This is a genomic window from Lentibacillus salinarum, from assembly GCF_042679865.1.
In the GTDB taxonomy this organism is placed as follows: Bacteria; Bacillota; Bacilli; order Bacillales; family Amphibacillaceae; genus Lentibacillus; species Lentibacillus salinarum.
The window spans coordinates 106298-132092 of sequence record NZ_JBHTNH010000026.1; the positions used below are offsets into that span (position 1 = coordinate 106298).

Consider the following 25795-nt stretch of genomic DNA (forward strand, 5'->3'; position numbering starts at 1 on the left):
TCTCCTATTCAAATGATGTTGAGCTGTATTGGTTAGTCAAAAAGCGTCTCGGCCATGGTAAGCACAAATTCTTTTTCCCGATCTTCATCCAGCTTGTCGGCAATCGCCCGGCGAATCGCCCGTTTTGGTGGAATGAGCGCCGTTAAATCACAGGCATCCAGCAACGCACGGATGGATGCTGCATCTTCTGCGAGTTTGCCTTGGGCGACCGCCTGAATGAGATCACCGGAAAGACGGACGAACAAATCAATCGTGCGCGCGTCCTCCAGCCGGCTTGTGTCCTGAATCAACTGTTTCAATTGGTCCCCCTGCAAATAGGGGATATCAATGACGACGAAACGGTTTTTCAATGCTTCGTTGAGCGGTACCGTTCCGACATACCCTTCATTAATCGCGGCAACGACACCGAAGCCCTCCTCGGCCATCATAATTTCCTCGGTAAACGGGTTGGTGATTGTCCGGCGGTAGTCCAGCACGCCGTTAATGAGCGGCAATGTTTCAGGTTTTGCCATATTGATTTCATCAATGTAAAGAAATGTTCCATGCTTCATTGCGTTCGTGACAGGTCCGGGAACAAATTCGATGACTTGTTTGTCACCTTCATAGGCGAGTGTTTTGAACCCCATCAGACTTTCGGCATCGAGGTCAACCGAACAGTTTACATTGAACATCGGCTGGTTAAATAAGCTGGAAAGCGTCTCGGCAAAGCGTGTTTTGCCTGAACCGGTCGGCCCTTTCAGTAGCACATTTTTCCCCATACTTAAAGCTGTGACAGCATCGATCAGCAAATCCTCTTCGGGCGGGACATAACCACCTTCACGAATGAGATTGCTGAAATCATGGTCATCGTTTGTGTTACGGTTATGTTCGATTAAATGCCTGATTGATTCAGGTAGATGGTTATACTGTGTCATAGGTGTACTCCTTTCAATGGTTATTGTAACCTTTGTGGAGAAGGGATGAAAGTTTAAGGCACGACCCCTGTGTACGACCTCAAACGGACGTGTCCACATTTGATGAGCGATTATAAAAAAGCGCCGCTCAAAATTTAACTATCCGGTTATAGTGATGATCATAATGCGTCTGCGATTGGAAAACCCTAAGGATGACAAAAAAGGAGGAAGGTCGAATGTCAGAGGAAAATAAAAATCGTAACAAGGATAAGAACACGCAGAACAATCATAACCGGTTTAACAAGCAAAAGCCTGATCCTGACGTGGAATTTGCCAAGGACAGGGAGTTTCTAAACCTGGACAATAAGCGGAACAAACGGCATCGTAAGGACAAGTGACGTATTCCGGATTGTTTTGAATGCAAAAGCTGCCGGCCTGATGACCGGCAGCATGCATGATTATCTTTCCCAGTAGTCCCGCTGAAAGATACCCATCATGATGGCATCCTCATAGGCTCCGTTAATGAAAAAATGCTGCGCTAATTCCCCTTCAACCCGGAAACCCAACTTTTCGTATATATGACCCGCCTTTTCATTCGTTTTGGCGACAAGCAAATACAGTTTATGCAAATTAAGCACGGAAAAGGCATAGTCCATGGCCAGTTTGGTGGCAGAACCAGCGTAACCGTTTCCTTGGTGACTGGGATCTATTATAATGGCAAATTCCGCGTGACGGTGTCTTGGATCAATGTCAAACAGCCCGACATAGCCAAGCGGTTCATGACCGTCAGTCAAAATGAATTCCCGGTTCCGTTCGTTGTCATAACATTTGTCAAAGCTTTCTTTCAGTTTTTCCATCGACATATACGATTCACTGAACCAATAATGCATTACATCGGCGTTGTTGAATAGCTTGTGTAAAAATGTTAAATCATCTTTTTCCAAAGCGCGCAGTTTTATCGTCGTGGTCATATTGTGTCGTCTCCTCATGGTTTTTTTGTCATGATTATCTTGCATGTAACGGGCAGGCGGGCCGGCAAAAACCCGGGCGTCTTATCGCATTGTCGACCTGGCAGTCCTGTGCGTCGTAAGCCCACACTTCACGTTAGCGAGACGAGGCGAAACCTGGAAGGATAAGTAGGGATCCCGGTTGATATGCCGCGTCTCCGGTTGAAAGTTGCCTCGCTCCGGTTGATGTTTCGCGTTCACGGTCGATAGTTGTCCCGCTCCGGTCGATGTTCCGCGTTTCCGGTTGAAAGCCGTGCCGCTCCGGTTGATGTTTCGCGTCTCCGGTCGATAGCTGTGCCGCTCCGGTCGATGTTTCGCGTCTCCGGTCGATAGCTGTGCCGCACCGGTTGATGTTCCGCGTTCACGGTCGATAGTTGTCCCGCTCCGGTCGATGTTCCGCGTTTCCGGTTGAAAGCCGCTCCCCACCGGTTGATGTTCCGCGTTCACCGGTTGAAAGCTGTGCCGCACCGGTTGATGCTTCGCGTTCTCCGGTTGAAAGCCGCCTCGCTCCGGTTGATATTCCGCGTTTACCGGTTGAAAGCCGCCTCGCTCCGGTCGATAGCTGTGCCGCTCCGGTTGAAAGCCGCTCCCCACCGGTTCATGTTGACTGACGTGTCACTTTATCCTATCAGAAAATCCGGTGGCCGTCATGGGATGGTTGCCGACGTCATACCGTTCGTACGCCGTCCGGTGGCAGATGCCGTTCATATTATGGGCGATGCCTATGCCGGAAAATAAAGATGGATTGAAGGCGCCATTTGTGTGACCGAGAACTTGTTGCAGGAATCGTTAACGCCCATAGCCGGACCGTCTGGATAAAGACTATGATTCAGGTCTGTAACAAAACATTGATACAGTTCCGTGTAACGGCTTGATAAAGACGCGAAATTTCAGTTTTCTTTTTGGAAACGTTTTGTAGTATAATAGAATCACCCAAAATGAATGCACTTACATTTAAAGATTTTCCTATATTAAGCTTGAAGGAGTTTTTAACATGGCAAATGTGGCACGGGATTTTTTCATTGGACTATCAAATAATCAATTTTTGAATACCCGGGCGAAAAAATGGGGCTTTTTCCTCGGGGCAGATAAATTTGTTGCCGGTACGACTATTCAAAGTGTTATGAAAGCGGTTAAGGAATTGAATGCCCGTGGGATCAGTTGCACGCTTGATAATTTGGGCGAGTTTGTTTCCGATAAAACAGAAGCCAGTCAGGCCAAAGATAAAATTATCACGCTTTTAGAAGCGATTCACCAGGAAAATGTCGATTGCCACTTATCGGTCAAATTAACCCAGCTGGGAATGGATATCGACCAGAATTATTGCATGGTGAATATAAGGGAGGTTCTTGACGCTGCGAACAAATATGGTATTTTCGTCAACATTGATATGGAAGATTATGCCCATTATGAGCAGACGTTAGACATTCTGAGCGTGCTCCGTCGGGATTATGACAATGTTGGAACGGTTATCCAGTCATATCTCTTCCGGGCAGAAGATGATCTGCAGGATTTGCAGGATGTGCGGATCCGGCTTGTGAAAGGCGCATACAAGGAAAGTGCCGAGGTGGCCTATCCGGATAAGCAGGCTATCGACCGTAACTTTGTGACGCTGGCGAAACAGCGGCTGTTGGGCAGTGCGTTCACGTCGATTGCCACCCATGATCACCATATTATCGATGAATTGAAAGCGTTTGTGGCGGAAAATCATCTTGATAACGACCAGTTTGAATTCCAGATGCTTTATGGTTTCCGCAATGACCTTCAGCAAAAACTTGCAAATGAAGGATATCATTTCTGCACGTATATTCCGTTCGGCGATGACTGGTTCGGCTACTTCATGCGCCGGCTTGCCGAACGTCCGCAGAACATGAATTTAATCGTGAAAGACGTGTTTTATACTGAAGATAACAAGTTGAAAAAAGGCCCGGTTGTCAGTGGCGCAGCTGTCATTTCCGCGCTCGCTTTCTGGCGTCTTAAAGTAAATCGTAATAAGAAAACGAATGACTGAAAACGAAACATGGCAGGGTCAAACATCCTATAACGAAACAAAAAAGCGTTCCCAATGCCCAAGCGTTGCCGGGAACGCTTTTTTGATCTACCTTATTTCGCCACGGCCGCCAACCCATGCTCAAGATCCAGAATTAAATCATCTGCATGCTCAATTCCGACGGACAGTCTGATCAATTCATTGGTGAGGCCATAGGAATGACGTACCGCCTCCGGAATATCAGCATGTGTCTGGGTGGCCGGATAGGTGATTAGACTTTCCACACCGCCAAGACTTTCCGCAAAAGTGAACAGGTTCAAAGCCTTGAGAAACGGCTCGACATACGTTTCATCGTTCAAGTAAAAACTCAGCATGCCGCCTTTCCCCGGATACAGCACCTGGTTCACAAGTGGTTGGGATTCAAGAAATGCCTTGACGCATTTGGCATTATATTCGTGCTGGCGCATGCGGAGCGGCAGTGTTTTCATGCCGCGCATCAGAAGCCAGCAGTCAAATGGGGCAAGCGTTGACCCTGTTGAATTGTGGATATAAGCCAGTTCTTCACACAATTTATTGCCTTTAGCCACGACCGCACCGGCCAGTACATCATTGTGTCCCGCTAAATACTTGGTGGCACTGTGGATGACGATATCCGCACCTTCGTTGATCGGCTGCTGGAGAAAAGGGGTGTAAACCGTATTATCCACGATGAAAAGCAAGTTATGCTCCTTGGCAATGCGCGAAACAGCCGCCATATCGATGTTCGTCATGAGCGGGTTCGTCGGTGTTTCGATAAAGATCGCTTTTGTGTTGTCCTGGATATAGTCAGCCAGCTTATCTGCATCCTGACCGTTCCAATACGAAAATTGGAATCCCTGTTTTTCCTCAAGCATGGCAAAATAGCGGTAGGATCCGCCATATACATCCCGGCAAGTCACGATATGATCCCCAGCAGCAAGCAGGGAAAAGACAAGTTGAATGGCACTCATCCCAGAGCTGGTAGCAAATGCCCGGTCACCATGTTCGCTTCGTGCCATGGCATCTTCAAGGACATCCCGGGTTGGATTACCGGTCCGTGTATAGTCATAGCCATTCCCGTGACCGATCTTTTCATGCCGGTAGGAAGTCGATAAATAGATCGGTGTGCTGACAGCTTTTAATGGTTCCGTTTTATGGTTGCCGATTTGGGCAAACGTGGTGTCTTGTTCGAATGGATGATGAGACATATGTATCGCTCCTCTGGAAGATTTATTGTTTTCAAAATTAATACCCTCTCCTAGATAAGAAGAGGGTATCATCATATAAACCATCATCTCCTTATCTTCTAAGCCTGACGCTTACTGGAATTGGCACAGTACTGTGATAAGTCTGTTGCCGAGGTTTCGTGGGGCCAGTCCCTCCACCTCTCTGGATAAGAATATCGTTTTTTTATGAAATTGGATAATAATTATTAATTTACAGCGGATATTCATTTCTGTCAAATATTTTTAAGGGTAGTAACTGGTTCATGAAAACTTTTTGAATATTTACATTTGCTATGGACTGGCTTAAAATGGATATTGAGGTGATTTGCATGGGCGTTGTAACCGTAGATTTTGATGGAACCCTCTATCAAGGTAATTCGTTTAAAGTTATGTTCCAGACGGCCAATCAATCGTTTGGCTTAAAGCAGTGGACTGTTGTCGCTAGCGGAGTTGTTAAGGCAGCGGCGGCCGGTGTGGTCAAAGGTAAAAATGCGTTCAGACTTGCGTTTTTCAGTGCATTTGCGCGGTCATTTAAAGGCATGGCTGAAGCAGAACTTGATACATTTTTCCACCGATTGGTTGATATTGGCAAGCAGGACGCCCATCACGATTTGATACATAAAATCCGCGATCATGAACGGCAGGGCGATCACATCATTGTTCTGTCCGGTGCACTGCAGCCATTTTTAAAAGCCTTTACACAAGAGTTGGCGCTGGATGTCCATATTATCAGCACCGAATTGGCGTTTGACGAAAATGGGGTATGTACCGGTAACATCGGCTCGATTATTAACGGTGATGAAAAAGTAAACCATGTTCAGGCTTGGATCAACCAGCAGATGCGGCTCGGCAACCTGACCGAAGAAGAAGCGGGTGAAACGTGGGCATATGCCGACAGTGAGAGTGATGTGCCATTGTTTCAATTCGTCAAGCATCCGATTGTCGTTAACCCGGATGATGGGATGAAGAAAATCGCTGTGCAACAGGGCTGGCCGGTGTTTGGGTGAAAATAGCTGATTTTGGTTAATGGATAGAAACAAAGGACGCTTTCAGATGAAGCATCAATACGTGTTAATGAGGCAGGAATTTTCTTGATTTGAGGAAAATTCCTGCCATAAGGGTGTTTTTGGCCATTAAAATGGCGGCTATAAATGTGAAAATGAGAGAGATTACTAAATAGTCCCTGCCATTTGCGGGAACACTGTCTAAGACAAACCAAACCATACCATATCCACAAAGGTGAAGTCTGCCATGGATGTTAGAGTTGTATTAACCTACACAACACCTAAAGGAACAGAAACCGTTTTTTGGTCGGACGAGATGCCAGCTGCTAAAGCGCTTTTGTTGGCCGAAGATCTGGAGAAAACCGGCCGTGCGAAGCAACTGAGATTTATTGATAAATATGATAGCAACTGGACAATGAAAGAACTGAAGAAACAAATGGAAGTCATTCAAACTGAACCTCATGAGGTGACGGTTTATTTTGATGGCGGCTTTGATCGGGAAACGAAAAGGTCCGGACTGGGCTGTGTCATATATTATGAACAGAACGGTAAGTCGTGGCGCCTGCGCAAAAACGCGCTGGTCGAGGAGCTGGAGACCAATAATGAAGCGGAATATGCGGCACTGCATCTGGCCATCCAGGAGTTACTGCTGCTTGAAGTCCATCATCAAGCGGTTACCTTTTCCGGTGATTCTCAGGTGGTGATTAACCAGTTAAAAGGTGAATGGCCGTGTTATGAACAGGTATTGAATCAGTGGGCTGACCGGATTGAAGATGAACTTGATCAGGCAGGCATTGACCCGGAATATGTGGCTATTTCACGAAAACATAATCAGGAAGCAGACCGGCTGGCGTCGCAAGCTTTAAAAGGTGTTGACGTTACAAGTACGCGTGAGGTGTAACACCCGTGGTTTGCTGTCGTGGATTTGGAACGACGTTTCGTGCTGCAGATACCATAAATCGCGATTCGCGCGGCAGTTCTGTCATTTCGCGCAACATCCCATCATTTTCGCACGGTAACGCATGCAAATCGCGCGTGGGCACCAATGATTTCGCGCGATAGGCCAAAAATTGCTTAACAGTCTTGTCATCATTGTCCGGGTCCGGCACATTGACACAATGCCATTTCCGCTATATAATAATGTCGATTGGATAATTGTATATCCGTTCTGATTGCGGGAGAGGTTCTTAGCTATCACCCTCTATAAAAAACTAAGGACAGATGATGATGACGTTAAAACCATGTGCCTTAGGCCGTGGTTTTTTTATTGGAAAAAATAGGAGGGATTTGATATGGCAGGACGTCGTGACGGTTTACAGGACTTGTCACAGCTAGGGAACCAGGGAACAAATTATCAATTTGATTACACGCCTGACGTGCTTGAAGCAATTGACAACTTACATCCTGACAGGGATTATTTTATCAAATTCAATTGTCCTGAATTTACGACGCTTTGTCCGCAAACCGGGCAGCCGGATTTCGCAACGGTCTACATTAGCTATATAGCGGATCGAAAAATCGTTGAAAGCAAATCGTTGAAACTGTATTTGTTCAGTTTCCGAAACCATGGCGATTTTCATGAGGATTGTATCAATATTATCATGAACGATTTGATCGATTTGCTTGATCCGCGCTACATTGAAGTGTGGGGTAAATTCACGCCACGCGGAGGTATATCCATTGATCCATACTGCAACTATGGAAAGCCGGATACCCGGTTTGAGCAAATGGCGGCGCATCGTCTAATGAATCATGATCTGTATCCGGAAAAAATAGATAACCGCTAAAAGAGGGCTGGCTATGAATCCTTTCCTTAATCTATCAATTCGCCGGTAATGAATTGTTTTACTGGTGACCAGGCTTTTTAAATGATAGGGAGAGGATTTGGGTGTTTGTTTATTTAAATGCGTTATTTGTCGGGTTATTATTGTTATCAAATGTTTTGGGTGTCAAGTTGTTCAGCATCGGGGAAATCGTGCTGCCTGCAACGCTGGTTGTGTATGTTGTCACGTATGTGATTACGGATGTGATCGGTGAAGTCTACGGGAAAGATGCTGCCCGGAAAACGGTCCAGGCAGGCTTTCTGACACAGGTGATTGCCCTTGTTTTTATTTTTATCGTCATAAAATTGCCGGCAGCACCGGATTTTGGCCTGCAGGCAGAGTTTGCGGCGATTATGGGTGGAAGTTTCCGGGTAATGGTTGCCAGCCTGATTTCATACGCGGTCAGTCAAAACCTTGATGTGAGCATCTTTCATCGTTTGAAAGCAAGGCACGGGGGAGAAAAACTATGGCTCCGCAACAACCTGTCCACCATGACCAGCCAGCTTGCGGATACAGCCATTTTTATTACGGTCGCCTTTTGGGGGACTGTCCCATTCAGTGTGCTACTGGGAATGCTTGTCTCTCAATATCTGGTCAAACTGATGATTGCACTGATTGACACACCAGTCGTCTATTTACTGGTGAAATTTGCGAGATAGATATAAGGCATGCTAAAATCCCCCGGCACGTGAGGTGTGTCGGGGGATTTTAGAGCTTTCACACGTAAAGCCAGTGCTTTTTAACCGGAAGCCCGCAGTGTACCCTGTCTGATGTCTTCCACTTTTTCAACCCAGTCAAACGGATCCTGGATCTTGCCGTATTGGATACCTGTCAGAGTATCGTAAAGCCGTTTGGCCGTGGCACCGGTTTGACCGCTGTTGATTTCCAAATGCTCATGGTGCGACACCAGTTCACCGATTGGGGAAATGACGGCGGCTGTTCCAGCACCGAATGCTTCTTCCAGCGTCCCTTCCTTATGCGCTTGATAGACTTCATCCATGGATATTTTCCGCTCTTCAATCGGAACGTTCCAATGTTTCAGCAGCTGGATGACTGAATTGCGGGTGACACCTTCCAGAATGCTTCCGTTCAAAGCGGGCGTGACGACTTTTCCGTTTATCTTAAAAAAGACGTTCATGCTGCCGACTTCCTCGATATACTTCCGCTCGACGCCATCAAGCCACAAAACCTGGGCAATGCCTTCTTCCGCCATCTCCTGGGCTTTCAGGCTGGCTGCATAGTTCCCGCCGGTTTTGGCTTCACCGGTTCCGCCTGCCACGGTACGGACATAATCGTTTTCCACAGCAATTTTGATCGGGTTAATACCCTCTTTGTAGTACGCCCCGACCGGCGATAAAATAATAATAAATTGATAATGACTAGATGGTGCTACGCCGAGAAAAGGCTCAGTGGAAATGATAAACGGCCGGATATACAGGGATGTCCCTTCAGCTTCAGGGATCCAGTCTTTTTCCAGTGCGACGAGCTGTTTGACAGCCTTCAGTGCAAATGCCTCATCAATTGGCGGAATGCATAGCCTGTCGTTGGAATGGTTCATGCGCTTGAAATTCCGTTGCGGCCGGAATAATTGTACGTCACCCTCCGCTGTCAGATAGGCCTTCATGCCTTCAAATACCGACTGCCCGTAATGAAACACCATTGCCGATGGGTCGACAGTCAGCGGCTCGTACGGTACAACGCGGGGGTCATGCCACCCTTTTTCATCTGTATAATCCATCAAAAACATATGATCTGTAAATGTTCGCCCGAATGCCAGTTGGTCTGATTGGGGCTTTTCTTTGCCTGAAGAACAAAGATCCATTCGAATTACTTGTTCCTCCTCCATGTCGCCATCCCCTTGTGTGAAAAGTTGTATACCATCATAGAATAATTTTTATGCAAAAGCAAGCCCAAAATTTGATTTTTTGCATATTATTATAATGTTTTAAAAATTGGACTTTCCCTGTACGAGAGATTGTGCTAAAATCTTAAGTTATCTGAAGACTATAACACATCATGGAGGGAAGGACATGAAAACGCTAGAAAAAATCAGCAGCTTTGCGGGGAATACATTTGCGATTTGGGTCATTTTATTTGCTGTCTTAAGTTTAGTATTTCCGGAAGGCTTTGCTTGGATTGCTCCGCATGTGTCGCTGCTTTTGGGAATCATTATGTTTGGAATGGGGTTGACCTTAACCCTGGATGACTTTAAAGGGGTACTTAAGGCGCCGGTCAGCGTTCTCGTTGCTGTAGCAGCGCAATATATCATCATGCCGCTGGTGGCGTTTGGGCTGGCCGTTATGTTTCAACTTCCGCCGGAGATTGCCGCTGGTGTCATTCTAGTCGGCTGCTGCCCGGGCGGTACGGCATCGAATGTTATGACGTTTCTAGCCAAGGGCAATACGGCTCTATCCGTATCCGTTACAGCGGTATCAACTATTCTGGCACCGATTCTGACGCCGGCATTAACATTGCTTTTTGCCAGTCAGTGGCTGCCGGTATCCGCTGCTGATATGTTTATGTCGATTGTGCAAATTGTGTTGATTCCAATTGTCTTAGGAATCGTTGTCCGATTGCTGTTCAGCAGGCAAGTTGATAAAAGTGTGGCGGCACTACCGCTTGTATCTGTTGTCGGGATTGTTGCAGTCGCGGCAGCTGTCGTTGCGGTGAACAGGGAAGACATTCTGACGACTGGCTTGCTCATCTTTACAGTCGTCATCTTGCATAACGTGCTTGGGTTGGCGATTGGTTATGTGCTTGGAAGGTTGTGCAAATTTGATTTTGCCAATCAAAAAGCCGTTTCCATCGAGGTTGGTATGCAAAACTCCGGGCTCGGATCAGCTTTGGCGCTTGCCCACTTTTCACCGATTGCTGCTGTGCCAAGCGCCCTGTTCAGTGTGTGGCACAATATTTCCGGGCCGGTTCTGGCCACCTGGTGGGGCAAACGTAGTCAAGATTTGTCATCTGATGATGAACAAAATAAAGCCGGGTGACTTGATGGTGATCTGAAGGGACATATTTGAGAGAGGTTTGTCTTAACCCGTGCGGAAGCGGCACCGAAACGTGTAACAGACGTAGAAGCATAATATTAAATTTCAAAAACATTGAACGATTTAAAAATTAGGCCTATAATATTCCAAAATAGAAAGGTGGTCTTGCAAGTGGAAAAAGATTTACGCATCAAAAGTCATGTTTTCAGCGATGACACGATGAGAGCACCGAACCGGGCTATGCTCAGAGCGGTTGGTGTAACGGACGAAGATTTTGAAAAGCCGATGGTCGGGATTGCCAGCACATGGAGTGAGGTAACGCCGTGTAATATTCATATCGATGACCTGGCTGTCAGTGCCAAGAAAGGGGCAAGAGAAGCGGGTGCGACACCGCTTATTTTCAACACGATTACTGTTTCGGACGGTATTTCGATGGGGACACAGGGAATGCGCTATTCGCTGCCGAGCCGAGACTTGATTGCCGACTCAATTGAAACGGTTGTCGGTGCGGAAAGTTTGGATGGCTTTGTTGCCATCGGCGCATGCGATAAAAATATCCCCGGCTGCATGATCGCGATTGCCAACGCAGATGTGCCAGCCGTGTTTGCTTATGGTGGTACGATTGCCCCGGGGTCACATAATGGCAAGGATATTGACCTCGTGTCAGTGTTTGAAGGTGTCGGCAAGCATAACAATGGCGACATCGATGATCAGGAACTCAAGAACATTGAATGTAAAGCCTGTCCCGGTGCCGGTGCGTGCGGCGGCATGTATACCGCCAATACAATGGCCTCAGCTGTGGAAGCAATGGGGATGAGTCTGCCTGGCAGCTCATCGAATCCTGCTGAGTCCGAGGAAAAAGCGGCGGATTGTGCCGCTGCCGCTAAAGCGGTGTACAAGCTGCTGGAAAAAGGTATTTACCCGAAAGATATCATGACGAAAAAAGCGTTCGAAAATGCCATGACCGTCGTAATGGCACTTGGCGGGTCCACGAATGCGATTCTGCACCTGCTGGGAATGGCGCATGCGGTTGGTGTTGATTTGACGATTGATGATTTTAACCGGATTCAGGGAAAAGTGCCGCATTTGGCTGATCTAAAACCGAGCGGGCAGTTTGTTATGCAGGATCTGCATAAAGCAGGCGGTGTTCAGGCCGTCATGAAGCTGTTGTATGAGGCGGGCTACCTGCACGGGGACTGCCTGACTGTGACGGGTAAAACGGTTGCGGAAAACTTAGCAGAGGCTCCGGCGCTGGCCGAAGATCAGCAAATCATCGCGCCATTGGATAACCCAAAACGCGAAGACGGGCCGTTGATTGTTCTGAAAGGTAATCTGGCGCCTAGAGGAGCGGTGGCCAAAGTGTCGGGTGTCAACGTGACACGCCATACAGGACCTGCCCGTGTGTTTAACACCGAGCAGGAAGCGACCGATGCGGTCAGACAAAATAAAATTCAGGAAGGGGATGTCCTGGTGATCCGCTATGTCGGGCCTAAAGGCGGTCCCGGTATGCCGGAAATGCTGTCGGTATCCAGCTTACTTGTCGGAAAGGGGATGGGTGAAAAAGTTGCCCTGCTCACCGACGGCCGTTTTTCCGGTGGTACACATGGTCTGGTCGTCGGCCATATTGCGCCTGAGGCTCAGGTTGGCGGACCGATCGCATTTTTGCAGGAAGGTGATCAGGTAACGATCGATTCCGACAAAAAAGAAATCACCGCCGATATGTCAGATGCGGAACTTGAGCGACGCAAACAACAATGGACAGCCCCACCACTTTATAAAAAAGGCGTTCTGGGTAAATACGCTCATAACGTCTCCTGCTCATCAAAAGGTGCTGTCACAGATTTTCAAGCGGCTAAAGATTAATCACATATAAACGTAACCCCGAGCAAGCACTGCCCGGGGTTACGTTTATATGTTAAACCATCGCGCTCATAGTCGTGAGTAAAGTTGATTAAAACGGGAGACGCGAAAATCTTCAAGATGAGCAAAGCGCATGGAATGGGAGTCAACAAAACGATTAACAGATAGGTATATACCTCGAAAGACAAACCAGCAATACCTCGCCCACATCTGCATTCTTATCGCCCAATTCCGTTTGTAACAAAATTGAAACATTTCAATCACCTTAGTGCCACAGAGATGATGTAAACGCATACATTATTTGAGACTTATCGAAAGTATCAAAAAAATTTTAAAATACTGTTGACCAATTCGAAAAAACGTTATATGATTATCGGCAATATTAACTTTCAATCTTTCAACGTACGAAAGAAACAAATACGTTTTGAAACCAATGACAGAATAATATAAACGCGATGACGGGAAAAAAGGAACATGCCGATGCATTCCCAGAGAGCCGGGGTTGCTGGAAGCCCGGAAATGCATATTGTTCCGACATCTTCTCTGAGTACCTTGCTGAACGGGAGGGATCCCCCTTATTAGGTTAGGTCAGGTGCACACTCATGCACCTGTTATCAAATCAGCTGATCTGTTGTCAGCTGGCGAGGTAGTATTTGTGAGAATGCTATGAAACTGGGTGGTACCGTGGAAAGAAGACGCTTTTCACCCCAATAATGCTGTAATTATGCAGATTTGTGGGGAGAGAAGGGTCTTTTTTAATTTAAATGCCAAAAAAGCCATGGCACCCCCCTTTCACACCAGGGAGTCCAGGTTTTTTGACAAATACCAAAGGAGGCGAGCCACAGTGAGTGTTGAGGCTGAACAGGAATTGAAACAAATCGAGAAGAAGGTGACCGGTGCTGACTTACTGATTCAGACGTTGACAGCCGCCAATGTGGATACCGTGTTCGGTTATCCCGGCGGAGCCGTTCTGCCGATTTATGACGCATTATACCGCAGTGACGCATCTTTTAAGCACATATTGACACGCCATGAGCAAGGGGCTGTGCATGCTGCGGAAGGTTATGCTCGGGTTACCGGCAAACCTGGTGTTGTGCTGGCAACGTCGGGACCTGGCGCGACAAATCTGATTACCGGCATTACCGACGCCATGCTGGATTCATTGCCGCTGGTCATTTTTACCGGTCAGGTGGCCACAACGGCTATCGGAACGGACGCCTTTCAGGAGTCAGACGTGATGGGGATTACAACACCCGTCACGAAATACAACTATCAGGTGCGGGACCTGGCGGAATTGCCGCGCATCGTTAAAGAGGCGTTTCACATTGCGTCAACAGGACGTCCGGGACCGGTTGTTGTGGATATTCCGAAAGATATCTCAACAACGGTTGCCAATATCGATGTGGACGCTGATACAGACTGCCATTTGCCTGGCTATCAGCCGAATCAGCAGCCGAACCCGCTGCAGATTGTGAAGCTGGCGGAGGCGATCAGCCGTTCTCGAAAGCCGCTGATCCTCGCCGGTGCTGGGGTGTTATTTGCCGAAGCAGCGGATGAATTAAAGACATTCGCGGAACAACTCCGGATCCCGGTAGCCAATACCCTCCTCGGCTTGGGGAGTTTTCCGGGGACACATGAACTCTCGCTCGGTATGGCGGGAATGCATGGCAGTTATGCCGCCAACATGGGAATTGTCGACTGTGACTTGCTGATCAATATCGGGGCGCGGTTTGATGACCGGTTGACAGGCAAATTGCAGGATTTTGCCCCGAATGCCAAAGTGGCTCACATCGATATCGATCCGGCTGAAATCGGCAAAAATGTGGAAACAGCCATACCGGTAGTCGCGGATGCGAAAAAGGCACTTGAGGCACTGCTGGATGTCGACATTCCCGGGAATGAACAGGGCTCATGGCTGGAAACACTAAAAGCCAATCAGCAGGATTATCCTTTCTGGTATGACCGACAGGATACGTTCATTTCGCCGCAATGGCTGATTGAGCAGGTATACCGTATCTCGGGTGGCGAGGCGATTGTTACGACAGATGTTGGACAGCATCAGATGTGGGCAGCACAATTTTACCCGTTTAGTAAGCCGAACCGATGGGTGACATCAGGCGGACTTGGCACAATGGGATTTGGCTTCCCGGCTGCAGTGGGCGCTCAGCTCGGCGCACCGGATGACCTGGTTGTTGCTGTCGTTGGCGACGGCGGGTTCCAGATGACAGCCCAAGAATTGTCCGTCATAAAAGAAAGGCAGATGCCGGTCAAGGTTGTGATCGTGAACAATCAGTCACTCGGCATGGTGCGCCAGTGGCAGGAAACATTTTACGAAAAGCGCTATTCCGAGTCGATCTTTCCGGAAAACCCTGACTTTGTCAAATTGGCCGAGAGTTATGGGATACGCGGAATGCAAGCTGATAATGAAGCTGAAGTGGCTGACGTGCTGGCGGAAGGTTTTTCCCATGATGGCCCGGTCGTTATTGACTGCCGTGTGGTTCAGGAAGAATGTGTCTATCCGATGATCGCACCCGGCAAAGGGATCCACGAGATGATAGGGGTGACGAAATGAGACGCGTTATCACAGCTGATGTCCAGGACCAATCCGGTGTTCTTAACCGGATCACCGGCATGCTTCATAAACGGCAGTTCAACATTGACAGCATTTCTGTCGGCAAATCGGAACGGGAAGGCATATCGAAAATGACGTTCGTTGTGGAAGTCAGCGACGACCAGAAGCTGGAGCAGCTGACGAAACAGCTGAATAAACAAATTGATGTTTTGAAAGTCAAGGACATTACGGATCAATCGATTGTGGCACGGGAGCTGGCCCTGATTAAAGTTGGCGGGAGCGGGCAACAGCGCGCGGAAATTCAAGGGGTGATCGCCCCATTCCGGGCATCCGTCATTGACGTCAGTAAAGACAGTCTGACGATCCAGGTTACTGGAAAGCCGGATAAGGTTGAAGCGCTGATTGCCCTCTTGCGGCCATATGGCATTAAAGAACTGGCCCGAACAGGTGTCACCGCATTTCTCCGGGGACAGCAGCCAAAGGATATCATCGAGATTAATTCCCAATTAGTTTAATCAGTGTTAAGCATTTAAAAGAGCGGAAGGAAACTTCCTGAATTCAGAAGAAATCGTAAAATCACAATCCAAGGAAAATAGCTTCTAATAAAAAGCGTTAAATGAATGAGGAGGACGATTAAAATGGCAAACGTATTGTATGAGCAGGACATTCAGACAGGGGTATTGCAGGCGAAGAAAATTGCGGTGGTCGGTTATGGATCACAAGGTCATGCGCACGCACTTAACCTTCGTGAAAGTGGGTATGATGTTGTCGTCGGCTTAAGAGCAGGCAAATCACAGCAAAAAGCTGAAGATGACGGGTTTACCGTTAAGCCGGTAGCCGAAGCGGTGAACGAGTCGGATGTGGTCATGGTCCTTCTGCCTGATGAGCATCAGACAAGGGTGTACGAAGAAAGCATCAAGCCGAATTTACAGGCAGGCAATGCGATCGCCTTTGCCCACGGGTTTAACATTCACTTTTCACAAATTGTCCCGCCGAGTGATGTCGATGTGTTTATGGTTGCGCCAAAAGGACCCGGCCACTTGGTTCGCCGCACGTATGAAGAAGGCGGTGGTGTTCCGTCACTATACGCTGTCTATCAAGATGTCACCGGTAGCGCCAAAGAATTGGCTCTTGCTTATTCACAAGGTATCGGTTCAGCTAGAGCGGGCGTTCTCGAAACGAGTTTTCAGGAAGAGACGGAAACCGATCTGTTCGGTGAGCAGGCCGTGTTGTGTGGCGGGCTGACCAGCCTTGTCAAAGCCGGCTTTGAAACATTGACTAACGCCGGGTATCAGCCGGAAGTCGCTTACTTTGAATGTTTGCATGAAATGAAACTGATCGTTGATTTAATGTATGAAGGCGGCCTAGAAAACGTCCGTTACTCCATTTCGGATACAGCCCAGTGGGGTGATTTCGTTTCCGGCAAGCGCGTCGTGAACGATGAAACGAAAGAACGGATGCAAGAGATTCTGGAAGATGTCCAATCCGGTGAGTTTGCCCGTGGATGGATCTTGGAAAACCAGGCGAATCGCCCTCAATTTAATGCGATTAATGCCAGGGAAAACAGTCATCAAATTGAACAGGTCGGAAGGGAGTTACGTGATTTAATGCCTTTTGTTAAACAGCCATTGCAAGCGAACCAAAAAGAAAAACAAAAGGATGTGAAAGCACATGTCACAAATTAAAATATTTGATACGACATTGCGAGACGGGGAGCAGTCCCCTGGGGTCAACCTGAACAAACAGGAAAAGCTGGAAATCGCCAAACAGCTTGAACGCTGGGGTGTGGATCGGATGGAGGCAGGTTTCCCTGCTTCCTCCCAGGGGGATTTTGAAGCCGTGAAAGCTATTGCCCAAACGATTAAAAACACATCCGTCACTGGCCTGGCCAGAACGAACAAGGCGGATATAGACACTGCCTGGGAAGCACTTAAATACGCTGAGGAGCCGCGCATCCATTTGTTTCTGGCTACCTCCCCGATCCATATGACATATAAACTGAAACAAACACCTGAACAGGTGATGGCGAACGCGGTTAGCATGGTCCGGTATGCGAAGGAGAAGTTTCCGCAAGTCGAATGGTCGGCAGAGGATGCATCCCGGTCAGACCGGCAATTCCTGGCTCAGATTATTGAAAACGTGATTGATGCCGGGGCAACGGTCATCAATCTTCCGGATACAGTTGGCTATACAACACCCGATGAATACGGTGACATGTTCCGTTTCATCAGGGAAACTGTCCCGAATATTGATCAGGTTGAGCTTTCCTGCCACTGTCACAACGATCTGGGGCTGGCGGTTGCGAATTCCATAGCAGCTGTCGAAAATGGCGTCACACAGGTGGAAGGCACGATCAACGGCATCGGTGAACGCGCCGGTAACGCATCCCTTGAGGAAGTGGCCGTTGCGTTAAGAGTCCGGGCAGATCATTATCCGTATCAAACGGGGCTGAAACTGGATGAGACAAAACGCACAAGTGATTTAATTGCGAAACTGACCGGCATGTATGTGCAGGCCAACAAAGCCATTGTCGGCCGTAACGCTTTCCAGCATGAAGCCGGCATTCATCAGGATGGCGTCTTAAAGAATAAGGAAACGTATGAAATCATGACGCCAGAAATGGTCGGGGTTAAAGCCAACACATTGTTCCTAGGGAAACATTCCGGTCGGCACGCGTTCAAGGATCGGGTCAGTGAACTAGGGATCGATCTTTCCGATGACAAATTGAAAGAAGCATTCGAGATGTTTAAAGCGCTGACCGATCATAAAAAAGAAGTGACCGATGATGATCTGTATACGATTCTGATGGAAATTCAAACCGATACGTCAGCGGTCAATAAGTATCAGCTGGAGATGTTCCAGGTGCAGTATGGCACATCCAATATCCCGACGGCAACGATCTCGCTGACAGCACCGGATGGCCGCTCGCTAGAGACAGCGTGCACCGGACAGGGTAGTGTTGAGGCCTTATACAGAACATTGGATGCCTTGATTGAGGAAGAGTTGCATTTGGCCGATTATCAGCTCAATTCCGTCGGCCGCGGCAAAGATGCTCTTGCCGAATCCCACGTTCAGCTGACAGTCGATGGCGAAACGATGAACGGCCGAGGCACTGCCCAGGATGTTCTGGAGGCTTCCGTCAATGCCTTTCTGAATGCCGTCAATCGCTATATCGTGCAGAAGAACACAGTGAAAGAAGAACAGGTCGTTAAGTAAAGGAGGGGAAGTGAATGAATAAGCACATTATTCTGCTTCCGGGGGATGGCGTTGGTAAAGAAGTCATAGAATCGGCTAAACAAGTACTCCGCGCGGTCGCTACGGAGTTTGGCCACACATTTACAACGGATGAGCAGGCAATCGGTGGTGAAGCCATTGACCACTATGATACGCCTTTACCGGAAGCAACCGTTAAGGCTTGCCAAGAGGGCGATGCCATTTTACTCGGTGCAGTCGGCGGTGACAAATGGGATACATTGCCAGCAGACAAACGGCCGGAAAAAGGCTTGCTCGGAATCCGGAAAACACTCGGGCTGTTTGCCAATTTAAGACCTGTCAAAGGTTTTCCGTCATTACTACACACTTCCCCGCTGAAAGAACATATCATTTCCGGCAGTGATGTGTTGATCGTCCGGGAGTTGACGGGCGGGCTTTACTTCGGTCAACCGAGCGAGCGCCGTGAAAACGGGAATGTCGTTGTCGATACACTGCATTATCACCGGGAGGAAATGGAGCGGATTATCGATCAGGGGTTTCAAAGTGCGCGTTTGCGGCATAACCATCTGACGTCTGTTGACAAAGCCAATGTTTTGGAATCAAGCCGGATGTGGCGCGAAGTAGTTGATGAAAAAAAGAAGGAATACCCGGACATTCAGGTGGAGCACCTGCTGGTGGATGCCGCGGCGATGAAACTGATTACCCAGCCGAATCAATTTGATGTCATGGTCACCGAGAATATGTTTGGCGATATTTTAAGTGATGAGGCATCTGTCTTGACCGGCTCACTAGGGATGCTACCATCTGCGAGCATCCGGTCGGACGGTGTGGGCCTCTATGAACCGGTCCATGGCTCTGCCCCTGATATTGCCGGAAAAGGGGTTGCCAACCCGTTAGGCATGATCCTGTCAGTCGCGTTGATGCTACGCCACTCGTTCAAGATGGAAGGAGAAGCGGCTGCCGTTGAGCAGGCCGTCAAAGAAAGTCTGGAACAGGGGTATCATACAGCCGATCTTCAGATGGAAGACGGCCAGCTTGTGAGCACCGGGCAAATGACGGAAGCCGTTGTGGAAAATTTAACTGTTAAAGGTGTCTCGGACAGCATTTGCAGCATGTATGTCTGAGGAGTGGAGGTGAGCATATGGGAAAACCGGAAACGATTGTTGAAAAGATATGGAAAAAGCATGTGGTACATCAGGAAACGGGTAAACCTGATTTAATGTATATTGATTTGCATCTGGTGCACGAAGTGACGTCTCCACAGGCGTTTGAGGGACTGCGTCTGAATAATCGCCGTGTCCGCCGGCCGGATTTGACATTTGCCACAATGGATCATAATGTGCCGACGCGAAACAGGGATGTCATCGACGACCAAATTTCCAAGAAGCAGATGGAAACATTGAAGAAAAATTGCAAGGATTTTGGCATTACGCTTGCCGACATGTTTCATCCCGATCAGGGGATCGTACACGTGATCGGCCCACAGCTCGGGCTGACGCAGCCAGGCAAAACGATTGTCTGCGGTGACAGCCACACGTCAACACACGGCGCGTTTGGGGCGCTTGCGTTCGGTATCGGTACAAGTGAAGTTGAGCATGTTCTGGCAACACAGACGTTATGGCAAAAACCGCCGAAGACATTGAATGTCCATGTAGAAGGCGATCTTGGAACAGGCGTAACGGCGAAAGATTTGATTCTGGCCATCATTTCGAAATTCGGTGTTCGGTTCGGTACCGGCTATGTCATCGAATATACGGGTGAAGCCATCCGAAACTTGTCTATGGAGGGACGCATGACTGTCTGTAACATGTCAATTGAAGCCGGTGCAAGAGCTGGTCTGATTAGCCCGGATGAGACGACAGTCGAATTTTTGCGCGGTAAACCGAATGTCCCACAGGATGAAGCGTTTGACGAGAAAGCACGCGAATGGCTGGCTTTATCGACTGATGAAGGTGCCGAATACGACGAAACGGTCACGATTAAAGCCGAGGAGATTGAGCCGCAAGTATCGTGGGGGACTAACCCCGGCATGTGTGTGCCAGTCAGTGGCAGTACGCCGGATGTCAGCCAATCCGAGAATCCGGATGACGTGGCACGTGCCCTTGAATATATGGGTCTTAAGGAAAATCAGCCGATGACATCGGTAGAAATTGATCATGTCTTTATCGGTTCCTGTACCAATTCACGCATTACGGATTTGCGCAAGGCAGCCAGGATTGTTGATGGGCATCAGGTTAAGGAAGGTGTTCGAGCTATTGTTGTACCAGGCTCATTTGGTACCAAGCTGCAGGCTGAAAAAGAGGGCCTTGACGTGATTTTTAAAGCTGCTGGATTTGAGTGGCGTGAAGCGGGCTGCAGCATGTGTCTAGCGATGAATGATGATGTTGTGCCCCCTGGTGGACGCTGTGCATCGACATCGAACCGGAATTTTGAAGGCAGGCAGGGAAATGGGGCCCGTACACACCTGGTCAGCCCGGAAATGGCGGCAGCCGCAGCCATTAAAGGCCATTTTATTGATGTCCGCGAATTTGCCGCGAATGTCTATTCCGCGTAAATTGCCGTCGAACTACGAATGATTTGATTAGGGGCTCTATTGACAACTGGGAGGTGTCGTACATGGAAGCAATCCGGAAACATGAAGGCGTGGCCGTTCCGTTAAACCGGTCAAACGTTGATACGGATCAGATCATCCCGAAACAATTTTTGAAACGAATTGAGCGGACCGGCTTCGGCCAGTTTCTTTTCTATAACTGGCGCTTTGATGAAGATGGAAATCAGCGTGATGACTTTGTTCTGAATCAGCCGGCTTATCAGAACGGGACCATTTTACTGGCTGGAGAAAATTTCGGCTGTGGCTCATCCAGAGAGCATGCGCCATGGTCACTGCAGGATTATGGCTTTCGCGTGATTATCGCACCAAGTTTTGCCGACATTTTTTACAATAATGCGATGAAGAACGGTATTATCCCGGTCCAAATAAGTGAGGAGCAGGTTCGTCAATGGATGAAACAGGCAGAAGAGGCAGAATTGGTGCTGTCAGTTGATCTGGAAAAACAAACGATCCAAGATCAGGCGCGTGAAACAGGTTTCGATATACCGGCCTATCAAAAGGAAAACCTGCTTCACGGGATGGACGATATTGCGATCACCTTGAAGCATGAAGCCAGGATTACGGCATTTGAAGGTGCGAAACAGGCTTAGCGGCTGAACACAGGCATGATTTTAATAAATGAAGGAGTGAGCAAGTTGGGAATTGCTTAAGTGGTGACTTAGTGAAAACGGCGCGGGACCGGCTGGCAACCGTCGCTCACCGCACACCCGTCATGAGGTCAGCGACAACAGATGCATTAGTCGGGAAACACGTTTATTTTAAAATGGAGAATCAGCAGAAAACCGGCGCATTCAAATTCAGGGGCGCAAGTTTTAAATTGATGCAGTTGTCAAATGAGCAGCTACAAAAAGGGGTGATTGCAGCATCAGCCGGCAATCACGCACAAGGCTTAGCTCATGCGGCTGCTAAAATGAATGTCCGGGCAACGATTTTTATGCCGGAAAAAACACCGGCAGCCAAGGTTAATGCGACAAGAGCTTATGGCGCGGAGGTTGTGCTGACCGGTGAGTCGTTTCAGGAAGCGTATGAAGCCTCAATGAAGCGGCAAATGCAGACAGGGGCCGAATATATCCACCCGTTTGACGATTATGATGTGATGGCCGGGCAAGGTACAATTGCAGCGGAAATGCTGCAGCAGGAGGATCGGATTGATACGCTCATCGTGCCGGTCGGCGGCGGTGGGCTAATCAGTGGGATCGCCGCTGCCACGAAGCATATGAACCCGCGCATCAATGTCATCGGTGTGCAGGCGGCAGGTGCATCGGCCATGTATCAGAGCTATTATCACAATCGGGTGAAGCAGCTTGATCATGTGTCCACCATTGCTGAAGGCATTGCGGTCAAACAGCCGGGTGAACGGACACTGCCACTGATCAATCAATATGTCGATGATATGGTTACAGTCACGGATGTGGAAATTGCCTCAGCTATTGTCTATATGCTCGAACGGAACAAGACATTGTTGGAAGGGGCCGGTGCTGCAGCACTGGCCGCATTGTTTGCCCATGGCAGCCATATTAAAACAGACCATTGCGGTATCATTGTCAGTGGCGGCAATATGGATATCAGCACATTGCCGATGATTCAGCGGCTGGCGAAAAAGCTACATCAGTCGGCGTGAAAAAAAGCTATAAATGGAAGAATATCAATAAAGATAAATGAATCCGGCTGTTAGGCTAGCAGCCGGATTCATTTTTGTCATTTAAAATGCATAGTGGTAGTAGCTGGACGTGCGTAACTTTTACTGATTGCACGATAAGCGTGTTTTCGCAATTTGAGCCGTAATCGCACGCCTCGTGTAATACCTCCGTCTACTCGCGCAGCACTCCTCTCACATCGTGCGGTTTCTCGTTAAACTCGCGCAATGAAGGCATTAACTGATGCGACGACTTGATATGTTGGTAAGATCGCATCACTATTTCTTAAGTCTCACGCCACGCGCAGCAGCAGTCATTTCCGGAAGAACGGCACGACGGTTATTAGAGAGGGGCGAAAGATGTGAGCGAAACCCCATCGTCTTTCAGCTTGAAAAAGGTAACACTTACATAGCAACATGGATGATAATGACAAAAAATAACGTGATCCCCAGCCAAATATGAACGACGCGTTTCCTGGCGGTGGAACGGAACAGGCGCATCCAGCCGCTTGTCACCATTGCAATCATAACTGCGCCGGCCAGCATTCCATTTAATAGCTTTATGTTTTGCCAGCTGAAGCCAAATAGATGAATGACCAGAATAGCGTGAATCATAATAAGGATGAGTGCTGTTGTACCGATCCACCGATGGAATGGCACGATTTTTTTCGACAAATTGGCTAATTTGATTTTTGTCTGTCTGTTCGGTGTCCTACGAATGGTTGAGAAAACCGCATGCCGAGTCCAGTTAAATAGGAAAAGAAACAGCCCGAGAGCGCCGAATAGGATGTGGGTGGGCAGCCTGCCTTGCTCTGCTATTTTCCATACACCTAACATTAGCAAAAATAGATTAAAGTAAAACCATTTGTTCATAATGTCCTCCGTTGGGCTTTTCGCATGTATGTTTGGTGGACTAATGATACCATAGTGATTCAGACGTAAATGTGATGAAGATCACAATCTCTTTATTAATCCAGGGTCCTTTATAAAAAAACAGTTGTTGCCTGCTAACGTTAACTTTATAATAAAAATAAGGTGCACAAAAGGAGGCGTTATAATGGCTTCATTAAACGATATTCGTTGGAAACAACGGTTTGAAAACTTTGAGCGGTCTTATAAACTTTTGGAAAAATACGCTAATGAGACAATTGATAATGAGCTGGAGCGAGCGGGCATCATTCAGTTTTTTGATATGACATTCGAACTCTCATGGAAAGTTCTTAAAGATTATCTCGAGGCGGAAGGATTTATTCTCAAAAGCCCGCGTCAAACCATCAAGCAAGCTTTTCAAAGTGGGTTGATCGATGACGGTCATACATGGATGCGGGCTCTGGAAAAGCGAGACTTGACTGTCCATACGTATGATGAGGATACGGAAAAAGAATTTGCGGAAGAGATTATCAACTCCTATTTGCCTATGATGCAATCACTTTACCATAAATTATTGGAGGCGTTCTAGTTGTTTGGATTACTGAAACAGGATATCGAATTAATCGTCCAGGCAATCGAAAGGTTTGATGAAATCGATCGTGCCATCATTTACGGAAGCCGTGCTTTAGGGACCTATAAGAAAGGCTCGGACATTGATATTGCCATAAAAGGTTTATATGTAACCCGTGATACAGCAGCCCGATTAAGTGAATCGCTAAACGAAGCGTATCCTCTCCCTTATTTTTTTGACATTGTGCATTATGACTCAATATCGAATCAGAAATTGACAGAGCACATTGATCATCATGGTATGAAAATCTATGAAAAAGAAGCAATACCGCAGGAAAAGCCGTATGTCGCTTCAGATGATTAGCTTCATCATTTGATCACAAAAGCGCTACCATTAAAATCTTTGTTTTAATGATAATCGTCATCTGAAGTGAAAAAAGGGCATGAGGACAGAAAAAATTTTTAAAAAGTATATGCCCCCTATTTTGCCGTTTCTTTCGATTATAGTGATGAAACATCCATTTGATTTGTTGGGAGGATGGCATCAAAGCGACCATACGTCACCTAATTTCGCTTTTATAAAAATGATCCTTCAAACATCGATTCATTTAAAGGACGACGAACGGATGGTTGCTCGCGTGCCTGAAGGTCTTCATCAAGGGCTTCTTTCTCCCCCTGGTACCCGATGGCGACGAGTGCCTGAATAGCAAAGTCATCCGGGATGTTCAAGATGTCGCGTGCTTGTTCCCGATGAAATCCGCCCATTGGGTGAGTGGCCAATCCCTGCCGTGCTGCCTGCAATGATAGATATCCCCAGGCCGCTCCCGTATCAAACGCATGGGTAGTGTCCTGTTTATCGGAAATGATGAGCGCTAAAACGGGGGCTTTTTCACACCATTTCCGGTTTCCTTCCTTAATAAAGGTTGTTCAAAAAGTCCGGTAAAAATGACACGTCGAATTTCTTCGTTGGCTTGTTTCTCCGCTGCTCATGTATCTAAAGGCATACATTCCGCTGCTCGAAACGGCACCGCCTCGAACTTCTCGGTCCTTTTTATCCTCCTTTTTGAACACGCACTAATAAAGGAATGGAATGTTTCCCGGTCTTTTTTAGTGCGAGTGATGATGAACCGCCATGGCTGGTGATTCATGGCCGATGGTGCCCAGTGTGCGGCTTCAAATAGACTCATAAGCACATTTTCCGGAACGTCCTTTTCCAGAAAAGAACGCGGTGACCAGTGATGTAAATAGACAGGATCGATGTCAAGATCAGAGTGTCGAAATTGTTTCATGTCGGGTGTTATCAAGTGTAGACCTCGTGATGAAAGTTTTACTGACCATTCGTATAGAGAAAGTGCCTCTTAAAATCAACCATCAAGCCAGTGCACCAGGACCCACGCTTTAAATTTCCAGTTTTCTTTTCAGAATTTTAAAGGTGTTTCCTGCGTTAAATTGCGACAATAGTCATAAAGAAACGACATTCTTCACAGGTGAATGACATACTCGTCCCAACGA

Annotated in this window: 25 protein-coding genes, 2 pseudogenes and 2 riboswitches; of the genes and pseudogenes, 19 read left to right on the top strand and 8 right to left on the bottom strand. The window is 47.7% G+C overall.

Going from position 1 to position 25795, the window contains the following annotated elements; all coding sequences use genetic code 11:
- Positions 1-32: 32 nt before the first annotated feature.
- The gene (locus ACFQ4A_RS12405) at positions 33-914 is read right to left on the bottom strand and encodes an ATP-binding protein (protein ID WP_382401071.1); all 882 of its coding nucleotides are present in this window, start codon (positions 912-914) and stop codon (positions 33-35) included.
- Between the two features lie 215 nt (positions 915-1129).
- Between ACFQ4A_RS12405 and ACFQ4A_RS12410 the strand changes: the two genes are divergently transcribed.
- The gene (locus tag ACFQ4A_RS12410; protein WP_382401073.1) at positions 1130-1291 is read left to right on the top strand and encodes a hypothetical protein; all 162 of its coding nucleotides are present in this window, start codon (positions 1130-1132) and stop codon (positions 1289-1291) included.
- A gap of 60 nt (positions 1292-1351) precedes the next feature.
- Here the strand turns inward: ACFQ4A_RS12410 and ACFQ4A_RS12415 are convergent, their stop codons facing one another.
- Positions 1352-1864 carry a GNAT family N-acetyltransferase gene (locus ACFQ4A_RS12415; protein ID WP_382401075.1) on the bottom strand — a complete coding sequence of 171 codons (513 nt, stop codon included), beginning with the start codon at positions 1862-1864 and terminating at the stop codon, positions 1352-1354.
- 233 nt (positions 1865-2097) lie between these two features.
- On the bottom strand, positions 2098-2265 hold the full coding sequence (locus ACFQ4A_RS12420) for a hypothetical protein (RefSeq protein ID WP_382401077.1): 168 nt from the start codon (positions 2263-2265) through the stop codon (positions 2098-2100).
- A 64-nt stretch (positions 2266-2329) separates the two neighbouring features.
- On the opposite strand from ACFQ4A_RS12420, the gene ACFQ4A_RS12425 reads away from it, so the two are divergent.
- Together ACFQ4A_RS12425 and ACFQ4A_RS12430 are read left to right on the top strand one after the other, a co-directional pair.
- The gene (locus tag ACFQ4A_RS12425) at positions 2330-2638 is read left to right on the top strand and encodes a hypothetical protein (protein WP_382401079.1); all 309 of its coding nucleotides are present in this window, start codon (positions 2330-2332) and stop codon (positions 2636-2638) included.
- A 256-nt stretch (positions 2639-2894) separates the two neighbouring features.
- Positions 2895-3911, top strand: a complete 1017-nt coding sequence (locus ACFQ4A_RS12430; protein WP_382401081.1) for a proline dehydrogenase family protein — start codon at positions 2895-2897, stop codon at positions 3909-3911.
- A 92-nt stretch (positions 3912-4003) separates the two neighbouring features.
- On the opposite strand, the gene ACFQ4A_RS12435 is transcribed toward ACFQ4A_RS12430, so the two are convergent.
- Complete coding sequence (locus ACFQ4A_RS12435; protein WP_382401083.1) at positions 4004-5116, bottom strand: aminotransferase class I/II-fold pyridoxal phosphate-dependent enzyme; 1113 nt, start codon at positions 5114-5116, stop codon at positions 4004-4006.
- Positions 5117-5204: 88 nt separating this feature from the next.
- Positions 5205-5308: riboswitch (SAM riboswitch) on the bottom strand.
- A 155-nt stretch (positions 5309-5463) separates the two neighbouring features.
- Here ACFQ4A_RS12435 and ACFQ4A_RS12440 point away from each other — a divergent pair.
- From ACFQ4A_RS12440 to ACFQ4A_RS12455, 4 genes are all read left to right on the top strand, one after another.
- Positions 5464-6141 carry an HAD family hydrolase gene (locus ACFQ4A_RS12440; RefSeq protein ID WP_382401085.1) on the top strand — a complete coding sequence of 226 codons (678 nt, stop codon included), beginning with the start codon at positions 5464-5466 and terminating at the stop codon, positions 6139-6141.
- A gap of 244 nt (positions 6142-6385) precedes the next feature.
- The gene (locus tag ACFQ4A_RS12445; RefSeq protein WP_382401087.1) at positions 6386-7039 is read left to right on the top strand and encodes a ribonuclease H family protein; all 654 of its coding nucleotides are present in this window, start codon (positions 6386-6388) and stop codon (positions 7037-7039) included.
- A 273-nt stretch (positions 7040-7312) separates the two neighbouring features.
- Positions 7313-7359, top strand: a riboswitch (PreQ1 riboswitch).
- Between the two features lie 71 nt (positions 7360-7430).
- The gene (queF, locus tag ACFQ4A_RS12450) at positions 7431-7925 is read left to right on the top strand and encodes a preQ(1) synthase (RefSeq protein WP_382401089.1); all 495 of its coding nucleotides are present in this window, start codon (positions 7431-7433) and stop codon (positions 7923-7925) included.
- A gap of 101 nt (positions 7926-8026) precedes the next feature.
- Positions 8027-8620, top strand: a complete 594-nt coding sequence (locus ACFQ4A_RS12455) for a queuosine precursor transporter (protein ID WP_382401091.1) — start codon at positions 8027-8029, stop codon at positions 8618-8620.
- A gap of 80 nt (positions 8621-8700) precedes the next feature.
- On the opposite strand, the gene ACFQ4A_RS12460 is transcribed toward ACFQ4A_RS12455, so the two are convergent.
- Positions 8701-9807 carry a branched-chain amino acid aminotransferase gene (locus ACFQ4A_RS12460; RefSeq protein ID WP_382401093.1) on the bottom strand — a complete coding sequence of 369 codons (1107 nt, stop codon included), beginning with the start codon at positions 9805-9807 and terminating at the stop codon, positions 8701-8703.
- 184 nt (positions 9808-9991) lie between these two features.
- On the opposite strand from ACFQ4A_RS12460, the gene ACFQ4A_RS12465 reads away from it, so the two are divergent.
- The 10 genes from ACFQ4A_RS12465 to ilvA all read left to right on the top strand — a co-directional run bounded on the left by ACFQ4A_RS12465 (position 9992) and on the right by ilvA (position 22828).
- Positions 9992-10954, top strand: coding sequence for a bile acid:sodium symporter family protein (locus tag ACFQ4A_RS12465; protein ID WP_382401095.1), 963 nt, complete (start codon positions 9992-9994; stop codon positions 10952-10954).
- Positions 10955-11122: 168 nt separating this feature from the next.
- On the top strand, positions 11123-12814 hold the full coding sequence (gene ilvD, locus ACFQ4A_RS12470; protein WP_382401097.1) for a dihydroxy-acid dehydratase: 1692 nt from the start codon (positions 11123-11125) through the stop codon (positions 12812-12814).
- Positions 12815-13655: 841 nt separating this feature from the next.
- Positions 13656-15383 carry a biosynthetic-type acetolactate synthase large subunit gene (gene ilvB / locus ACFQ4A_RS12475; protein ID WP_382401099.1) on the top strand — a complete coding sequence of 576 codons (1728 nt, stop codon included), beginning with the start codon at positions 13656-13658 and terminating at the stop codon, positions 15381-15383.
- Complete coding sequence (gene ilvN / locus ACFQ4A_RS12480) at positions 15380-15898, top strand: acetolactate synthase small subunit (RefSeq protein WP_382401101.1); 519 nt, start codon at positions 15380-15382, stop codon at positions 15896-15898. The genes ilvB and ilvN overlap by 4 nt, the downstream gene beginning before the upstream one ends.
- Before the next feature lie 123 nt (positions 15899-16021).
- The gene (ilvC, locus tag ACFQ4A_RS12485; protein ID WP_382401103.1) at positions 16022-17068 is read left to right on the top strand and encodes a ketol-acid reductoisomerase; all 1047 of its coding nucleotides are present in this window, start codon (positions 16022-16024) and stop codon (positions 17066-17068) included.
- Positions 17055-18599, top strand: a complete 1545-nt coding sequence (locus ACFQ4A_RS12490; protein WP_382401105.1) for a 2-isopropylmalate synthase — start codon at positions 17055-17057, stop codon at positions 18597-18599. The genes ilvC and ACFQ4A_RS12490 overlap by 14 nt, the downstream gene beginning before the upstream one ends.
- 14 nt (positions 18600-18613) lie before the next feature.
- The gene (gene leuB, locus ACFQ4A_RS12495) at positions 18614-19720 is read left to right on the top strand and encodes a 3-isopropylmalate dehydrogenase (protein ID WP_382401107.1); all 1107 of its coding nucleotides are present in this window, start codon (positions 18614-18616) and stop codon (positions 19718-19720) included.
- Between the two features lie 17 nt (positions 19721-19737).
- Positions 19738-21150, top strand: coding sequence for a 3-isopropylmalate dehydratase large subunit (gene leuC, locus ACFQ4A_RS12500; RefSeq protein WP_382401109.1), 1413 nt, complete (start codon positions 19738-19740; stop codon positions 21148-21150).
- Positions 21151-21212: 62 nt separating this feature from the next.
- Complete coding sequence (gene leuD, locus ACFQ4A_RS12505; protein ID WP_382401111.1) at positions 21213-21797, top strand: 3-isopropylmalate dehydratase small subunit; 585 nt, start codon at positions 21213-21215, stop codon at positions 21795-21797.
- A 71-nt stretch (positions 21798-21868) separates the two neighbouring features.
- Positions 21869-22828, top strand: coding sequence for a threonine ammonia-lyase (gene ilvA, locus ACFQ4A_RS12510; RefSeq protein ID WP_382401113.1), 960 nt, complete (start codon positions 21869-21871; stop codon positions 22826-22828).
- A 420-nt stretch (positions 22829-23248) separates the two neighbouring features.
- Here the strand turns inward: ilvA and ACFQ4A_RS12515 are convergent, their stop codons facing one another.
- Positions 23249-23716, bottom strand: coding sequence for a hypothetical protein (locus ACFQ4A_RS12515; RefSeq protein WP_382401115.1), 468 nt, complete (start codon positions 23714-23716; stop codon positions 23249-23251).
- A gap of 184 nt (positions 23717-23900) precedes the next feature.
- On the opposite strand from ACFQ4A_RS12515, the gene ACFQ4A_RS12520 reads away from it, so the two are divergent.
- Both ACFQ4A_RS12520 and ACFQ4A_RS12525 read left to right on the top strand, forming a co-directional pair.
- The gene (locus ACFQ4A_RS12520; protein ID WP_382401117.1) at positions 23901-24302 is read left to right on the top strand and encodes a nucleotidyltransferase substrate binding protein; all 402 of its coding nucleotides are present in this window, start codon (positions 23901-23903) and stop codon (positions 24300-24302) included.
- The gene (locus tag ACFQ4A_RS12525; protein ID WP_382401119.1) at positions 24303-24647 is read left to right on the top strand and encodes a nucleotidyltransferase domain-containing protein; all 345 of its coding nucleotides are present in this window, start codon (positions 24303-24305) and stop codon (positions 24645-24647) included.
- A gap of 212 nt (positions 24648-24859) precedes the next feature.
- On the opposite strand, the pseudogene ACFQ4A_RS12530 reads toward ACFQ4A_RS12525, so the two are convergent.
- Together ACFQ4A_RS12530 and ACFQ4A_RS12535 are read right to left on the bottom strand one after the other, a co-directional pair.
- Positions 24860-25207, bottom strand: a pseudogene (locus tag ACFQ4A_RS12530) (nitroreductase family protein); the annotation flags it as partial.
- Positions 25208-25362: 155 nt separating this feature from the next.
- Positions 25363-25572 (bottom strand): annotated as a pseudogene (locus tag ACFQ4A_RS12535) (nitroreductase family protein); the annotation flags it as partial.
- Positions 25573-25795: the final 223 nt, after the last annotated feature.

What these genes read in the sequence shown, in the direction of transcription:
- ACFQ4A_RS12520 (WP_382401117.1), top strand. Translation starts at nt 23,901, where the DNA reads ATGGCTTCATTAAACGATATTCGTTGGAAACAACGGTTTGAAAACTTT.
- ACFQ4A_RS12465 (WP_382401095.1), top strand. Translation starts at nt 9,992, where the DNA reads ATGAAAACGCTAGAAAAAATCAGCAGCTTTGCGGGGAATACATTTGCG.
- ACFQ4A_RS12440 (WP_382401085.1), top strand. Translation starts at nt 5,464, where the DNA reads ATGGGCGTTGTAACCGTAGATTTTGATGGAACCCTCTATCAAGGTAAT.
- leuB (WP_382401107.1), top strand. Translation starts at nt 18,614, where the DNA reads ATGAATAAGCACATTATTCTGCTTCCGGGGGATGGCGTTGGTAAAGAA.
- ACFQ4A_RS12445 (WP_382401087.1), top strand. Translation starts at nt 6,386, where the DNA reads ATGGATGTTAGAGTTGTATTAACCTACACAACACCTAAAGGAACAGAA.
- ACFQ4A_RS12430 (WP_382401081.1), top strand. Translation starts at nt 2,895, where the DNA reads ATGGCAAATGTGGCACGGGATTTTTTCATTGGACTATCAAATAATCAA.
- leuD (WP_382401111.1), top strand. Translation starts at nt 21,213, where the DNA reads ATGGAAGCAATCCGGAAACATGAAGGCGTGGCCGTTCCGTTAAACCGG.
- ilvC (WP_382401103.1), top strand. Translation starts at nt 16,022, where the DNA reads ATGGCAAACGTATTGTATGAGCAGGACATTCAGACAGGGGTATTGCAG.
- ACFQ4A_RS12405 (WP_382401071.1), bottom strand. Translation starts at nt 914, where the DNA reads ATGACACAGTATAACCATCTACCTGAATCAATCAGGCATTTAATCGAA.
- ACFQ4A_RS12460 (WP_382401093.1), bottom strand. Translation starts at nt 9,807, where the DNA reads ATGGAGGAGGAACAAGTAATTCGAATGGATCTTTGTTCTTCAGGCAAA.
- ACFQ4A_RS12415 (WP_382401075.1), bottom strand. Translation starts at nt 1,864, where the DNA reads ATGACCACGACGATAAAACTGCGCGCTTTGGAAAAAGATGATTTAACA.
- leuC (WP_382401109.1), top strand. Translation starts at nt 19,738, where the DNA reads ATGGGAAAACCGGAAACGATTGTTGAAAAGATATGGAAAAAGCATGTG.
- ACFQ4A_RS12515 (WP_382401115.1), bottom strand. Translation starts at nt 23,716, where the DNA reads ATGAACAAATGGTTTTACTTTAATCTATTTTTGCTAATGTTAGGTGTA.
- ilvN (WP_382401101.1), top strand. Translation starts at nt 15,380, where the DNA reads ATGAGACGCGTTATCACAGCTGATGTCCAGGACCAATCCGGTGTTCTT.
- ACFQ4A_RS12435 (WP_382401083.1), bottom strand. Translation starts at nt 5,116, where the DNA reads ATGTCTCATCATCCATTCGAACAAGACACCACGTTTGCCCAAATCGGC.
- ACFQ4A_RS12410 (WP_382401073.1), top strand. Translation starts at nt 1,130, where the DNA reads ATGTCAGAGGAAAATAAAAATCGTAACAAGGATAAGAACACGCAGAAC.
- queF (WP_382401089.1), top strand. Translation starts at nt 7,431, where the DNA reads ATGGCAGGACGTCGTGACGGTTTACAGGACTTGTCACAGCTAGGGAAC.
- ACFQ4A_RS12490 (WP_382401105.1), top strand. Translation starts at nt 17,055, where the DNA reads ATGTCACAAATTAAAATATTTGATACGACATTGCGAGACGGGGAGCAG.